Source organism: Marinobacterium lutimaris, from assembly GCF_900108065.1.
GTDB classification, from domain to species: Bacteria; Pseudomonadota; Gammaproteobacteria; order Pseudomonadales; family Balneatricaceae; genus Marinobacterium_D; species Marinobacterium_D lutimaris.
On the sequence record NZ_FNVQ01000003.1, the window covers coordinates 540,202 to 554,610 of the forward strand.

Below are 14,409 nucleotides of genomic sequence, written 5' to 3' on the forward strand. Positions count from 1 at the left end.
ACACGGAACACACAAGGTCCACGAATCCGATGCAGCTGCTCAGCGCTTACCTTAAAAACCACGACACCGATAACGAACTGGTCGAACTGATCGACATCCTGATGGTCGCCTGCAAAGAGATCGCTCTGCAGTTGCGCGAAGGCGCACTGGCAGGCATCCACGGCACCACCAGCGACACCAACGTCCAGGGCGAAACCCAGAAGAAACTGGATGTCATCTCCAACGATATCCTCAAGGAAGTTCTGCTGGATAACCGTCTGGTGCGTGGCGTGGCCTCCGAAGAGGAAGACGAACCCGTATTCGGCAATCCCGAAGGCCGCTTCCTGGTGACCTTCGACCCGCTGGACGGTTCCTCCAACATCGACGTCAACGTCTCGGTCGGCACCATTTTCTCAATCCTGGAAGTACCCGAAACCGGCACGCCGGACAGCGTTGACCTGTTCCTGCAGCCGGGCCGCAAACAGGTTGCCGCCGGTTACGTACTTTACGGCCCGTCCGCGGTACTGGCTCTGACCACCGGCCATGGCGTTAACATGTTCACCCTGGCGCACACCGGAGACTTCCTGCTGACCCGCGAACAGGTGAGCGTGCCCGAGACCACCAAAGAGTTCGCCATCAACATGTCGAACCAGCGTCACTGGGAACCGGCCATGCGCAACTACGTAGACGACCTGCTCGCCGGCGCCGAAGGCCCGCGCGGCAAGAACTACAACATGCGCTGGATCGCCTCCATGGTGGCCGAAGTGCACCGCGTACTGACCCGCGGCGGCATCTTCACCTACCCCTGGGACTCCCGCGATCCAAAAAAACCGGGCAAGCTGCGCCTGATGTACGAAGGCAACCCCATGAGCATGCTGATCGAACAGGCTGGCGGCCGCTCCACCACCTGTTACCAGAACATCATGGATATCCAGCCGGCACATATCCACCAGCGCGTGGCCGTTGCCCTGGGTTCCCGGGAAGAGGTGGAAACTGCACTGCAGTACCACCAGGACACCCCCAGCGTTATTCAGCAGTAAGTAGTATTCATCCCTGAGCGGCAGGACGCTTATAATGCCGCTCAGGTATCAGATCCGACCCTTAACACGACTAACAGGAAGAGACGCATGAGCTTTGCGAAAGTGCCTGCCGGTAAAGAACTGCCGGACGACCTCTATGTGATCATCGAAATCCCCGCCGAAAGCTCTCCGGTCAAGTACGAGATCGACAAGGATGCGGACGCGATCTTCGTTGACCGTTTCATGGCGGCACCGATGTTCTACCCGGCCAACTACGGCTACGTGAACAACACCCTGGCAGACGACGGCGACCCGCTGGACGTGCTGGTTCTGACTCCGCACCCGGTAATGACCGGCTCTGTGATCCGCTGCCGCCCGGTCGGCATTCTGAACATGACCGACGAAGCTGGCGAAGACGCCAAGCTGGTTGCGGTTCCGCATCAGAAACTGAGCCAGGCCTACAACGACATCAACGATGTCGACGATCTGCCGCAGCTGCTGAAAGACCAGATTTCTCACTTCTTCGAAAACTACAAGAAGCTGGAGAAAGGCAAGTGGGTCAAGGTTGAAGGCTGGTCCGACGCCGAAGCCGCCCGCGAAGCAGTTCGCAAATCCGTCGCAGCTTACGAAGCACAGAAGTAAGCAGCGACCCAGCTCTACTGAGTTCAACAAAAGCCAGAGCACTAAAAAAGCCCGCAGCCGGAAACGACTGCGGGCTTTTTTCATGCGCAGTGGAAAGAGGCGGCCCTGAGGTAATCAGGCCGCCCATCACCTTCAGCGGGTGTGTTCGATAATATCCTCGACCACCTCTTCCTCTTCGTGCAGATCGCCAGGCAGCGGATCGGCACCAGGCAGCACCAGGTTAAGGATGATGGCAACAATACCGCAGAGGCTGACACCCTGCAGGTTCAGGTCACCATTACCGAGGGCCATGCCACCGATACCGAACACCAGCACCGTGGCGACAATCACCAGGTTACGCTGCTTACCCAGATCCACATGCGCCTTGATCAGGGTGTTCAGACCCACCGATGCGATGGAGCCAAACAGCAGGATCATGATCCCGCCCATCACCGGCACCGGGATGGTCTGCAGCAGCGCCCCGAACTTGGCGACAAACGCCAGCATGATCGCAAAGCCCGCGGCCCAGAGCATCACCACCGGGTTGAATGAGCGGGTCAGCATCACCGCACCGGTCACTTCCGAGTAGGTGGTATTGGGCGGACCGCCGAAGATCGCCGCGGCGCTGGTGGCCAGGCCGTCGCCGAACAGCGTGCGCTGCAGGCCCGGCTTGCGGATATAGTCCTTACCGGTGACATTGCCGATGGCGATGATATCGCCCACGTGTTCAATCGCCGGGGCGATCGCCACCGGAATCATGAACAGCAGCGCCTGCCAGTTGAACTCCGGCAACACAAACGCCGGCACAGAAACTACCGGGGTTGCGTTGATAACGCTCCAGTCCACCATTCCCATGGCCCAGGCGGCAAGATAACCAACAAAGACACCGGAGAGGATCGGCAGCAGGCGAAAGATGCCATGAGCAAACACCGACACCAGCAGCGTGGTCAGCAGTGCAATCATAGAGACGATGATGGAATCTACGTAGGGGAAGAGCTCTATCGAACCGTCACCGGTTTTGCCCATCGCCATGTTCACCGCCATGGGTGCAAGCCCCAGACCGATAATCATAATCACAGGGCCTGTCACCACCGGCGGCATTATACGGTGGATAATGCCGGCACCCTTGAGCTTCACCAGCAGCGCCAGCAGCATGTAGACCACACCGGCGCCCATCAACGCGCCCATGGTGGCGGGCACACCCCAGGTATCGATGGAGTATTTGATCGGCGCGATAAACACAAACGATGACGCCAGGAAGATAGGTACGCTAAGGCCAGTCACCAGGTGGAACAGCAGCGTGCCCACACCCGCCGTGAACAGCGCCACGTTCGGGTCCAGACCGGTCAGCAGCGGCATCAGCACCAGGGCACCGAAGGCCACGAACAGCATCTGCGCACCGGCGAGAATCATCTTCCAGTTAAAGTTACCCAGGGACTGGGTATTGGACTCAACCATGACTGCGCGCCTCAGCGGGTTCCGAAGATCTTGTCACCGGCATCACCGAGACCCGGAATGATGTATCCCTGCTCGTTGAGGTGTGAGTCGATGCTCGCGGCGTAGATCTCCACATCCGGATGCGCATCCTGCACTTTTTTGATCCCTTCCGGGGCAGCCACAAGCACCAGTGCACGGATACTGGTGCAACCGGCTTCTTTAAGCATATCGATAGTAGCGATCATCGAGCCGCCGGTCGCGAGCATCGGATCCACGATCAGCGACATGCGTGAATCGATATCGCTGGCCAGCTTTTCAAAGTAGGGTACCGGCTCCAGGGTTTCCTCATCTCGATACAGGCCGACCACGGAGATCTTTGCACTCGGCACCGCCTCCAGCACGCCATCAAGCATACCGATACCGGCACGAAGAATAGGCACCACGGTGAATTTCTTGCCCTTGATCCGCTCTGCCTGGATCGGGCCACACCAGCCCTCAACTTCATACTCTTCCAGCTCCAGGTCTTTGGTCGCCTCGTAGGTCAGCAGACAGCCGACCTCAGCAGCCAATTGTCTGAAACTGCGAGTACTTTTATTGACCGAACGCATCAGTCCCAGTTTGTGCCGCACCAACGGATGACGAATCTCATGTACGCTCATGGCTTAACCCCTTCTCAACCTTTCTCAACCGTTATCAACAACGATGACATCCCTAACACGCAAGAATCTGACCACCATATCAAATTACGCCGCAAGACTAACCAAAGCGCCCGCAGCTGTCACCCGCAACGATTGCCGTCAGCGGCTTGCCCTTGTCGGGAAAGCGCTTTATGGTTCGCGGTTATCATTCGACAAACAGCGCAGGATAACGCCATGAGCAGCACAGATCTCGACCATATCAAGCAGGTTTATATCGAATCGGATCTGCTGTTCTGCGAGATGGAGGTCAAGGCTGCCATCCATAAGATGTCGGAGGAGATCAGTGAACAACTGGGTGAAGCAGATCCCGTGGTGTTCTGCGTCATGAATGGCGGCCTGGTGATCGCCGGGCAGCTGCTGCCGATGCTCAACTTCCCACTGCAGGCGAGCTATCTGCATGCTACCCGTTACCGCAATTCCACGGCAGGTCATGAACTGGAATGGAAAGTTCCGCCGATGGTGGAGTTCAAGAACCGGCCGGTACTGATCATCGACGACATCCTTGATGAAGGCCACACCCTGGCGGCCATCATCGACTACTGCCGCGACGCCGGCGCCAGCAGCGTGCAGTGCGCTGTACTTGTGGACAAGCTGCACGACCGCAAGGCGCGCCACGACCTTAAAGCCGATTTCGTCGGCCTGCAGGTAGAAGACAGGTACATATTTGGCTATGGCATGGATTACAAAGGCTACTGGCGAAACGCGCCGGGCATCTTTGCAGTCAAAGGCTTATAACGGCTGCGCCTTAGTCTGAAACGACAGACCCGTTTTCAGGGGTTGCGCGACAGCTTGCAGCCGCTAGAATCGGGTCATTCCCCAAACAAACAGGTACACCATGACGGAAGTCGTGATTCTGACCCTGTCGGCCGCTGCACTGGGTTGCTGGCTGCTGACTCTGCGCCGTAAGTCGCAGAACGGTCGCCGCCAGCCTCGCTAAACGAAGCTGCGTAGCGCCGCCCTAGCTCACATCAGGCTGGGTGCAGCTCATCATAGAGATTCAGGAACTCCTGCGTCAGCCGGTGCTTGGGCGCCATCTGAATAAGCGGCTGCGCCGCGGTGTGCGACTCTTTCATTTTCACCGACGCTGGGATCCGCGTATTCAGTACCGGCAGAGATTCAGCCTGTAACTCAGCCACTATCTTCTGCGGCAGCGAGGCACGCGGCTGATACTGGTTAACCACTATCCCCTCCACTTCCAGCGCATCGTTATGGTCGACGCGTGTTTCCTGCACATTGTTTAGCAGGCTGTAGAGCGCCTGACGCGCGAAGTCGTCACAGTCAAACGGGATCAGACACCTTTGTGCCGCACAGAGCGCGGACAGGGTGAAAAAGTTAAAGGCCGGCGGCGTATCGATATAGATGGCATCAAAACGGTCCGCCAGCGCCTCCAGCGCGTCCTTCAGCTTGTAGATCTTGTGCTTGGACTCAAGCTTGGACTGCAGATCGCCGAGATCCGGGTTTGAAGGGATGATCCAGAGGTTCTCAAACGGAGAGGCGTGCACATAGTCGCCCGGATCAGCCGGCTTGAGCTGAAAGGTCAGCGTCTGCTCAAAAAAGTCGCGCACATCGGTATCCGGCGTATTCGCCTCGTCACCGAGCAGGTAGTGGGTAGAGTTACACTGCGGGTCGAGATCCACCACTAGGGTGCGTAAGCCACGGCTCGCGCTGATCGCCGCCAGGTTTACCGCAATACTCGACTTGCCGACACCGCCCTTCTGATTGAACACAACTCGACGCATGGATACACCTCACACTTAGGCTCTGAAGCGCGCAGGCACCAGCAGGCAACCCGAATCGATCACCCCTGTGAAAGCAGGTCCCGCAGATCGATAATTGCTGCGTTGGCGCGTGAAATATAGGAAGCCATTACCAGCGAGTGGTTGGCCAGCAGTCCAAACTCGGTACCGTTGAGGATCATCGGGCTCCAGATAGTCTCCTGTGTAGCCTCAAGCTCACGGATAATCTGCTCCAGGCTGACGCGGGCACTCTTTTGCTCCAGCGTTGCAGCGAAATCGACCTTCACCGCCTCCAGCAGATGAATCAGCGCCCAGGCGGTTCCACGAGCCTCATAGAAAACGTCGTCGATCTCCAGCCAGGGCGTCTTGATCATCGCCTCGTTGGCCGCCGCCGTAGACTGGGCAGCACCCGGGCTTCCCGCCAGGTCAGTATTGAGCCGACGCTGACCTACACTGGCGCTAAGACGCTGCGAAAGACTACCCAGGCGAGTCGACACATCGCCGAGCCAGTCGCGCAGGTTATCAGCACGGGCATAGAACTGAGCCGTGCCCTGAGTAGGATCAGCCAGATCGGTGCGGTAGGCACGCAGCGCTTTCAACGCTTTCTTATACTGCCCTTCCGAGGACGGCAGGATCCAGAAGTTAGAATCGGACTGCAGCAGCGGCTCAGCCTTCACCAGGTTGGAATCTTCGGTGGATTGAGACTGGGAGCGGCTGAAGGTCTTACGCATGGCGCGGGCCATATCCCGCGCCTGAATCAGCACGCCGTATTCCCAATGAGAGATATTGTCGAGCCAGAGCCCCGGAGGGAAACGGTCGTTAGTGATATAGCCGCCCGGTTTGTTGAGCAGCGTCTCTACTTCATGGATCAATACCGAAGTGGTCTGGTAACCGGTGACCACATTTTCCCCGGCCGCCTGCGCTTCGGCTTGGGCCAGCTCAGCCCCGTCGAAGCTGTCGGGCTCGAAACTCCAGTAAATGCCGATCACTATCGTTACCAGCAGATAGATACCCACCAGTACGGCGAGCGCCTTGAGCACTCGCCCCTTGCCCAGACGAGCAACCAACCCATCCCAAAACTTCAGCCAGATACGATGTAAAGAGTCCACCGGGTATTCCTTTTATTCTCTGATTGTCCGCCACCTGCCCCGCCTACCTGTAAACCTCTTCTGTCCGTATGCCGCCGGGCGACAGAAACCGTCGCAAGACATCGAACAAAATGGAGTTGAGGGGGTCCCAGTAGCAGCCGTCGTTACCGGGCACCGTAACGAACCTTATGATGCAGTGCACTATGGCGAATTTACGCTAGTCGGTCAACGCGGCCAGGCGCCTGAAAAAATGGCAAAAAGAGTTGCCGCCGAGGTGGACAATCGGGCAAAAGCCAGCCACCTTTAAGACCAAAGGGAGGCAAACGTCGGCAAACAGGCGGTCTAATTCCGGAAAGATGCTGATTCGCGTGGACAGCCGATTTCCTTTAATGCAAACTTAGCGCCCTTAACCAGTTCATTCTCCACCCGGGCCCGACATCGTCAGCTCGGCCTCTGCCGTCGCAGACCGGCCCAGGCATGGAAACTGTTTTCCCAAACGTCAAAAAATTCCGAGACTCTATTCCGATGGATATCCGCAAAGTTAAAAAACTGATCGAACTACTCGAAGAATCCAACATCAACGAGATCGAGATCAAGGAAGGAGAAGAGTCGGTTCGCATTAGCCGCGCTTCCAGCCTGGTACCCCAGGCTGCATATGCACCGATGCCCATGCCTATGGCGCCCGCAGCGGCTCCGGCTGCTGCGCCTGAAGCTGCCGTTGCACCGGTTGCTGCTGAGCCCGCTGGCCACTCCGTCAAGTCACCGATGGTGGGTACTTTCTACCGCGCGCCGTCTCCGACTGCTGCTGCATTTGTTGAAGTCGGCCAGTCAGTTAAGGCCGGCGATGTGATCTGCATCGTTGAAGCGATGAAGATGATGAACCAGATCGAAGCGGACAAATCCGGTGTCGTCGAAGCGATCCTGGTTGAAGATGGTCAGCCGGTCGAGTTCGACCAGCCGCTGATCGTTATCGCCTGATCCGCTGTCGCGAACCAAGGATTTCATAATCATGCTCGATAAAGTGCTCATAGCGAACCGCGGCGAAATCGCTCTGCGAATTCTGCGCGCGTGCAAGGAGCTGGGCATCAAGACCGTGGCCGTTCACTCCGTGGCCGACCGCGACCTGATGCATGTGCGCCTGGCAGACGAAGCCGTCTGCATCGGCCCGGCCCCCTCCGCCCAAAGCTACCTCAACATTCCGTCGATCATCAGCGCCGCTGAGGTCACCGACTCTGTGGGTATCCACCCCGGGTACGGCTTCCTCGCCGAGAACGCAGGCTTCGCCGAGAAAGTGGAACAGTCCGGTTTCACCTTTATCGGCCCCCGCGCCGACACCATCCGTCTGATGGGCGATAAGGTTTCCGCGATCGAAGCAATGAAGAAAGCCGGTGTACCGACGGTTCCCGGTTCAGACGGCCCGCTGGGCGATGACCCCGAGGCGATCTACAAAATCGCCAAACGTATCGGTTATCCGGTGATCATCAAGGCTGCCGCCGGTGGCGGTGGTCGCGGTATGCGCGTGGTGCACACCGAAGCACACCTGATTAACGCGATCCAGGTAACACGCTCCGAGGCGAAAGCCGCCTTCGGCGATGAAACCGTCTATATGGAGAAGTTCCTGGAGAAGCCACGCCACGTGGAAGTCCAGGTACTGGCCGATGGCCAGGGCAACGCCATCCACCTGTACGACCGTGACTGCTCTCTGCAGCGCCGTCACCAGAAGGTAGTTGAGGAAGCTCCGGCTCCCGGAATCGACCCGGAAGCACGCAAGAAAGTGCTCCAGTCCTGTGTCGATGCCTGCATCGAGATCGGCTATCGCGGCGCTGGCACCTTCGAGTTTCTGTACGAAGATGGCGGTTTCTACTTTATCGAGATGAACACCCGTGTTCAGGTAGAGCACCCGGTCACCGAGCAGGTGACTGGCGTCGATATCGTCAAGGAACAGCTGCGTATCGCTTCCGGCATGCCGCTTTCTATCAAGCAGGAAGACGTCAAGCTTAACGGCCACGCCTTCGAGTGCCGCATCAACGCCGAAGACCCGCGCACCTTTATGCCAAGCCCGGGTAAGGTGACTTACTACCACGCTCCCGGCGGCAACGGTATCCGTGTCGACTCACACCTCTACGGTGGTTACACAGTGCCCCCGCACTACGACTCACTGATCGCCAAGCTGATCACCTGGGCCGAAGATCGCGAAACCGCTCTGCTGCGCATGCAGAACGCTCTGGACGAGATGGTCGTTGAAGGCATCAAGACCAACACTGCACTGCATCAGGACATCGTTCGCGATGCCAACTTTGCACGCGGTGGTGTAAACATTCACTATCTGGAGAAAAAGCTGGGTCTCTAAGATCTCGAGCTTTACCAATAGATCCAAGCCCGCTAATGCGGGCTTTTTTAATCTCAGCGCCCCGCTTCAGGTTTCCCGAACGCAGGGTTTGCGACATACTTTCCCCATTGCTGATGTTGGAGTTCTACCCATGCCCTGGTTACAGATAAAGGTTGAAACCGTCCCCGCGCAGGCCGAGCAGTACGAAGACCTGCTGCTGGCCGCCGGCTGCGCCGCCGTCACATACCAGGACGCCGAAGACCAGCCGATCTTCGAACCGGACCTTGGCACCACTCCGCTGTGGAGCAAAACCGTGGTCACCGGTCTGTTCGCCGCCGAACACGATCTGCAGGAAACGCTCGACCTGCTGCATGAGGCGCAGCAACAGATCGATCCCGAGGCCCGCGAACACCCGACATTCAAGGCAGAGATACTCGAGGACAAGGACTGGGAGCGCGAGTGGATGGAAAGCTACCATCCGATGCAGTTTGGCCAGCACCTCTGGGTCTGCCCGAGCTGGCGTGAAGCGCCTGACCCCGGCGCGGTCAACATGATGCTCGACCCGGGCCTGGCCTTCGGTACCGGTACCCACCCGACCACCTCCCTGTGCCTGGAGTGGCTCGATGGCCAGATGCTGGATAGCCAGCTGGTAGTGGATTACGGCTGTGGCAGCGGTATTCTCGGTATCGCCGCACTGTTGCTGGGCGCCAGCGAAGTCGTCGCTGTGGATATCGATCCCCAGGCACTCACAGCGACCCGCGACAACCTGAACCGAAACAACCTGGCCGACAGCCGCCTGCAGGCTTACCTGCCGGAAGCGACACCCAAGGTCCAGGCGGACACCCTGGTCGCCAACATCCTGGCAGGTCCGCTGGTGCAACTGGCACCAACACTGGAAGCCCTGGTCCGCCCCGGCGGCAAGCTGCTGCTTTCAGGGTTGCTGAGCGAACAGGCCGATGAGGTCTCCGCCGCCTACAGCCAATGGTTTGACATGGAGCCCGCCGTGGAAAAAGATGGCTGGATACGCCTAACCGGAGTCAAACGTCAGGCACAATGAACGAGCCTATCGTCACCGAATGCCCTAGCTGCCACTCCCGTTTCCGGGTAACCCAGGGGCAACTGCGTATGGCGCAGGGGCAGGTCCGCTGTGGCGCCTGCCTGCAGGTATTCGATGCACGTACGGAAGCGCATCGCCTCGAGCGTCGGCTCGAAAACCGCTCACAGAAACGGCGGCGTACGGCGTTATTTGCCAACGCGCCCGCCGCCACTCAGCCGGTGCAGTCAGAGCCCAGCGGTGTATCGATCAAGACCGATGAACTCAAGGCGTATCTCGGTGCTATTACGGGGCTGGGTGCGGAAAAGAAAGAGAGCACACCCAACACCTCGACCGAGCCAGCCGAATCAGCCCCCGCAACAGCAGAGGCTGAACCGACCTACTCCCCTGCCGCTCCCCTTTCAGATCAGGAAAATCATCAGCGCGCTCTGCAGCAGGAACCCCAGTCTGAGACGCTGCCTGAAGCCGACACAGGGCCGGAACCAGAACCCAACCCCGAAGCTGAACCGGCTTATCTTCGCACGGGTGCTGATCAAGCCGAGGCTGAAGTCCGCACTCAGGCTTCAGAGCCTCAGAGCGAAAGGACATCATTAAAAGTCGAACCTGAGAGCGACACTGAAAATCCGCCGGAGCCTGGCAAACCAGCGATGCCTGCTGAAGCGCAGACAGGCGAAGCTCAGGCCAGTGTAGCTGGAGAGTCCTCCGAGTTCAGACCCGCGGATACGAGCAGCACAGAAGCGACGGAGACGATTCGCGAGCAGGATATTCCCCACCTGTATGCCGAGCCGATCACGTTGGAAGTCAGCCGTGAGCAAAGCGATCCTTTCGCCATTGCCGGCTGGACACTCGCCTCGCTGGTAGCCGCTGCCATCCTGCTCGGTCAGGTGTTCTGGTTCGAGCGTGACAAGATCGCGCTGTTGTCAGACTTCAGCCCGCTTTACACCCTGGTTTGCGAGTCGCTGCCCTGTGAGCTCGACAGCAGCGCCTACGACAATATCGAAAACCTGCAGATGGTCGTGCGTCCGCATCCCTCGTTTGCCGATGCGCTCAGGGTCGATATCCGTCTGCAGAACAATGCCGCCTTCCGTCAGCCCTACCCGGCACTGGGTCTGACATTCAGTAATGTCAGAGGCCAGGTCGTGGCCCGACGCATCTTCCATCCCGGCGAGTACCTCGATAACGGCAGGCAAAACGCCCGGATGCCCTCGCAGGTACCGGTAGAAATTCAGCTCGAAATCACCGATCCCGGCGAGGGCGCGCTCAGCTATACGCTGGACCTGTTGCCCGAGCGTTAAGCCAAACGCCGACACGCTTAAAATGCAGTGTCGGTCAAGCCCGAAATCGATCAAAAAAGCAACAAAAACGGGTTGGAGCCCCCGTTACGAAAGAGTATCATTGGCCGCCTTCCAAACAGGATCCCAGTTCGGTATCGCTCCATTAGCATCGCTTGTCGATGTGGTCGGGGCCGGGCATGGTTATCCTTAGAACCCGGGACTCGGACCTCAGGTCCGGGCCAGAACCCTTCTTTTTTGGCAGGTGCATGATGTTCCGAATCGGCCCTTATACCATTGACAGTCAGGTTGTGCTGGCACCGATGGCAGGGGTAACGGACCGTCCTTTCCGTACGCTTTGCAAACGCATGGGCGCCGGACTGGTGGTGTCGGAGATGGTGACTTCCGATACACGCCTGTGGAACTCACGTAAATCTTCCCTGAGACTGGATCACAGCGGCGAAGCCGAGCCCCGCTCGGTACAGATTGCCGGTGGCGATCCGGAGATGATGGCGGACGCGGCCCGTATGAATGCGGAACGCGGTGCGCAGATCATCGACATCAATATGGGTTGCCCTGCCAAGAAGGTCTGCAACAAGGCGGCTGGTTCCGCCCTGTTGCGCGATGAACAGCTGGTTGCCGACATCCTCGATGCGGTAGTCAGTGCTGTGGATATCCCCGTTACCCTGAAAATCCGCACCGGCTGGTCGCCGGAGCAGCGCAATGGCGAGCGTATCGCGGACCTGGCCCAACAGGCCGGTATCGCGGCACTTGCCGTGCACGGCCGGACCCGCGCCGACCGTTATCAGGGTGAAGCGGAATACGACACCATCGCCCGCATTGTGAACCGGGTCTCCATTCCCGTTATCGCCAACGGCGATATCGACTCCCCCGAGAAAGCCAGACAGGTGCTCGACCGCACCGGTGCCGCGGCCGTCATGATTGGTCGCGCCGCCCAGGGTCGTCCCTGGCTGCTGCGCCAGATCGACAGTTATCTGCGCCACGGCGAGTACCAGACCGAGCCAGAGACCAGCGAAGTTCTGTCTATACTGACCGGACATCTGCAGGAGCTGTACGGTTTTTATGGCGAGTTCATGGGGGTGCGTATCGCCCGCAAACATGTGGGCTGGTATCTGCAGCAACACCCGGAGGCTGCCGGGTTCAGGAAGCATTTCAATCAATTAGAAACAGCAAGCGATCAGGTAAGTGCTGTCACCGCCCTGCTGGGCGATTCAGCGGCTGCTTGAATCCAGGATTTGGGTACATGAGTACAGTGGATAGCAAAGATTTGGAACAGTATGCACAAAGCACCCAGCCGCAGGCGGGTAAACCGGCACAGACTCTGCGTGACACCGTTCACCAGTCTCTGACCAGCTACTTTAAGCAGCTCGATGGGCAGCCGGTAACCGACGTGTACCAGATGGTCCTGTCTGAGATCGAAGCACCGCTGTTTGAGAGCGTGATGGCTTACACCAAGGACAACCAGACCAAGGCATCCGAGGTACTGGGCCTGAACCGAGGCACCCTGCGCAAGAAACTGAAGCAGTACGGCCTGCTGTAATCGAGCGAATAGAGAGAAGCGAATCCAAGACTATGTCTGAGCAGAACACTACACCGATCCGCCGCGCCCTGATCAGCGTGTCGGACAAAACCGGTATTGTTGACTTTGCCCGCGCCCTGTCCGCACGCGGCGTTGAAATCCTCTCCACCGGTGGCACCTACAAGCTGCTGAAAGAGAGCGATATCCCGGCTACCGAGGTTTCCGATTACACCGGATTCCCGGAAATGATGGCCGGTCGCGTAAAGACCCTGCACCCGAAAGTTCACGGCGGCATCCTCGGCCGTCGCGGTACTGACGACGAAGTGATGAGCGAGCACGGCATCGACCCGATCGATATGGTCGTCGTTAACCTCTACCCCTTTGCTCAGACCATCGCCCGCCCGGACTGCGATCTGCCGATGGCGATCGAGAACATCGATATCGGCGGCCCGACCATGGTCCGCTCTGCGGCGAAAAACCACAAGGACGTCGCCATCGTCGTCAACGCCAGTGACTACGACGCTATCCTCAAGGAACTGGAAGCCGACGGCGGCCTGAGCCAGGCTACTCGCTTCGACCTGGCCGTAAAGGCGTTCGAACACACCGCCGGCTACGACGGCATGATCGCCAACTACCTGGGCGCCATCGTTGAGGGCGACGCTGAAGAACCTGCGGATTTCCCGCGCACCTTCAACACCCAGTTCATCAAGGCACAGGACATGCGTTACGGTGAGAACCCGCACCAGCGCGCAGCGTTCTACGTGGAAGCCAACCCGGCCGAGCCGAGCGTTTCTACCGCCCGTCAGCTGCAGGGCAAGGCACTCTCTTACAACAACGTGGCCGACACCGACGCTGCACTTGAGTGCGTCAAGCCGTTCAAGGAACCGGCCTGCGTTATCGTCAAGCACGCCAACCCCTGCGGTGTGGCGATCGGCGGCGATATCCTCGAAGCTTACAACCGCGCTTTCCAAACCGACCCGACCTCTGCCTTCGGTGGCATCATCGCGTTCAACCGTGAGCTGGATGCCGAAACCGCCAAGGTAATCGTCGAGCGTCAGTTCGTCGAAGTGATCATCGCGCCGAGCGTCAGCGCCGAAGCGTCCGAGATCGTTTCCAAGAAGCCGAACGTCCGCCTGCTTGAGTGCGGCGAATGGGGTGCTCAGCGCGCCCAGGCGTTCGACTACAAGCGCGTCAACGGCGGCCTGCTGGTTCAGGATCGCGACCTGGGTATGGTCGACGCTTCCCAGCTCAAGATCGTTACCAAGGTACAGCCCACCGAGCAGGAGATCCGCGATCTGCTGTTCTGCTGGGAAGTGGCCAAGTTCGTTAAGTCCAACGCCATCGTCTACGCCAAGAACGGCCAGACCATCGGTATCGGTGCAGGCCAGATGAGCCGCGTTTACTCCGCCAAGATCGCCGGCATCAAAGCCGCTGACGAAGGTCTGGAAGTAGCCGGTTCCGTGATGGCATCTGATGCGTTCTTCCCGTTCCGCGACGGTATCGACTCTGCTGCTGAAGCCGGCATCAAGGCCGTTATTCAGCCGGGCGGTTCCATGCGCGACCAGGAAGTGATCGACGCTGCAGACGAGCACGGCATGGCGATGGTCTTCACCGGCATGCGCCACTTCCGTCACTGA

Annotated in this window: 14 protein-coding genes; 10 read left to right on the forward strand and 4 right to left on the reverse strand. The window is 58.7% G+C overall.

The window, feature by feature from the left end; genetic code table 11:
• Positions 1–29 precede the first annotated feature (29 nt).
• Positions 30–1,019, forward strand: coding sequence for a class 1 fructose-bisphosphatase (locus tag C4S72_RS16860; protein WP_104004326.1), 990 nt, complete (start codon positions 30–32; stop codon positions 1,017–1,019).
• A gap of 87 nt (positions 1,020–1,106) precedes the next feature.
• Entirely contained in the window at positions 1,107–1,640 is a 534-nt protein-coding gene (gene ppa / locus C4S72_RS16865; protein WP_104004327.1) for an inorganic diphosphatase, read from the forward strand.
• A 132-nt stretch (positions 1,641–1,772) separates the two neighbouring features.
• Here ppa and C4S72_RS16870 read toward each other — a convergent pair whose 3' ends face one another.
• Both C4S72_RS16870 and upp read right to left on the reverse strand, forming a co-directional pair.
• The gene (locus tag C4S72_RS16870; protein WP_104004328.1) at positions 1,773–3,077 is read right to left on the reverse strand and encodes a uracil-xanthine permease family protein; all 1,305 of its coding nucleotides are present in this window, start codon (positions 3,075–3,077) and stop codon (positions 1,773–1,775) included.
• Positions 3,078–3,088: 11 nt separating this feature from the next.
• Positions 3,089–3,715, reverse strand: a complete 627-nt coding sequence (upp, locus tag C4S72_RS16875) for a uracil phosphoribosyltransferase (RefSeq protein ID WP_104004329.1) — start codon at positions 3,713–3,715, stop codon at positions 3,089–3,091.
• Positions 3,716–3,928: 213 nt separating this feature from the next.
• Between upp and C4S72_RS16880 the strand changes: the two genes are divergently transcribed.
• A complete protein-coding gene (locus tag C4S72_RS16880; RefSeq protein WP_104004330.1) occupies positions 3,929–4,489 on the forward strand; it encodes a hypoxanthine-guanine phosphoribosyltransferase in 561 nt (186 codons plus the stop codon).
• Between the two features lie 233 nt (positions 4,490–4,722).
• Here C4S72_RS16880 and C4S72_RS16885 read toward each other — a convergent pair whose 3' ends face one another.
• Complete coding sequence (locus C4S72_RS16885) at positions 4,723–5,493, reverse strand: ParA family protein (protein WP_104004331.1); 771 nt, start codon at positions 5,491–5,493, stop codon at positions 4,723–4,725.
• A 59-nt stretch (positions 5,494–5,552) separates the two neighbouring features.
• Complete coding sequence (locus tag C4S72_RS16890) at positions 5,553–6,599, reverse strand: DUF2333 family protein (protein WP_104004332.1); 1,047 nt, start codon at positions 6,597–6,599, stop codon at positions 5,553–5,555.
• A gap of 504 nt (positions 6,600–7,103) precedes the next feature.
• Between C4S72_RS16890 and accB the strand changes: the two genes are divergently transcribed.
• From accB to purH, 7 genes are all read left to right on the forward strand, one after another.
• Positions 7,104–7,556 carry an acetyl-CoA carboxylase biotin carboxyl carrier protein gene (gene accB, locus C4S72_RS16895; RefSeq protein WP_104004333.1) on the forward strand — a complete coding sequence of 151 codons (453 nt, stop codon included), beginning with the start codon at positions 7,104–7,106 and terminating at the stop codon, positions 7,554–7,556.
• 31 nt (positions 7,557–7,587) lie between these two features.
• Entirely contained in the window at positions 7,588–8,928 is a 1,341-nt protein-coding gene (gene accC, locus C4S72_RS16900; protein ID WP_104004334.1) for an acetyl-CoA carboxylase biotin carboxylase subunit, read from the forward strand.
• Positions 8,929–9,058: 130 nt separating this feature from the next.
• Positions 9,059–9,964, forward strand: coding sequence for a 50S ribosomal protein L11 methyltransferase (gene prmA / locus C4S72_RS16905; protein ID WP_104004335.1), 906 nt, complete (start codon positions 9,059–9,061; stop codon positions 9,962–9,964).
• Complete coding sequence (locus C4S72_RS16910) at positions 9,961–11,256, forward strand: DUF3426 domain-containing protein (RefSeq protein WP_104004336.1); 1,296 nt, start codon at positions 9,961–9,963, stop codon at positions 11,254–11,256. The genes prmA and C4S72_RS16910 overlap by 4 nt, the downstream gene beginning before the upstream one ends.
• Positions 11,257–11,504: 248 nt before the next feature.
• Positions 11,505–12,479 (forward strand): tRNA dihydrouridine synthase DusB, encoded by a 975-nt coding sequence (dusB, locus tag C4S72_RS16915; RefSeq protein ID WP_104004337.1) that lies wholly within the window; start codon positions 11,505–11,507, stop codon positions 12,477–12,479.
• 17 nt (positions 12,480–12,496) lie between these two features.
• A complete protein-coding gene (gene fis, locus C4S72_RS16920) occupies positions 12,497–12,793 on the forward strand; it encodes a DNA-binding transcriptional regulator Fis (protein WP_104004338.1) in 297 nt (98 codons plus the stop codon).
• Positions 12,794–12,825: 32 nt separating this feature from the next.
• Positions 12,826–14,409 (forward strand): bifunctional phosphoribosylaminoimidazolecarboxamide formyltransferase/IMP cyclohydrolase, encoded by a 1,584-nt coding sequence (gene purH, locus C4S72_RS16925; RefSeq protein WP_104004339.1) that lies wholly within the window; start codon positions 12,826–12,828, stop codon positions 14,407–14,409.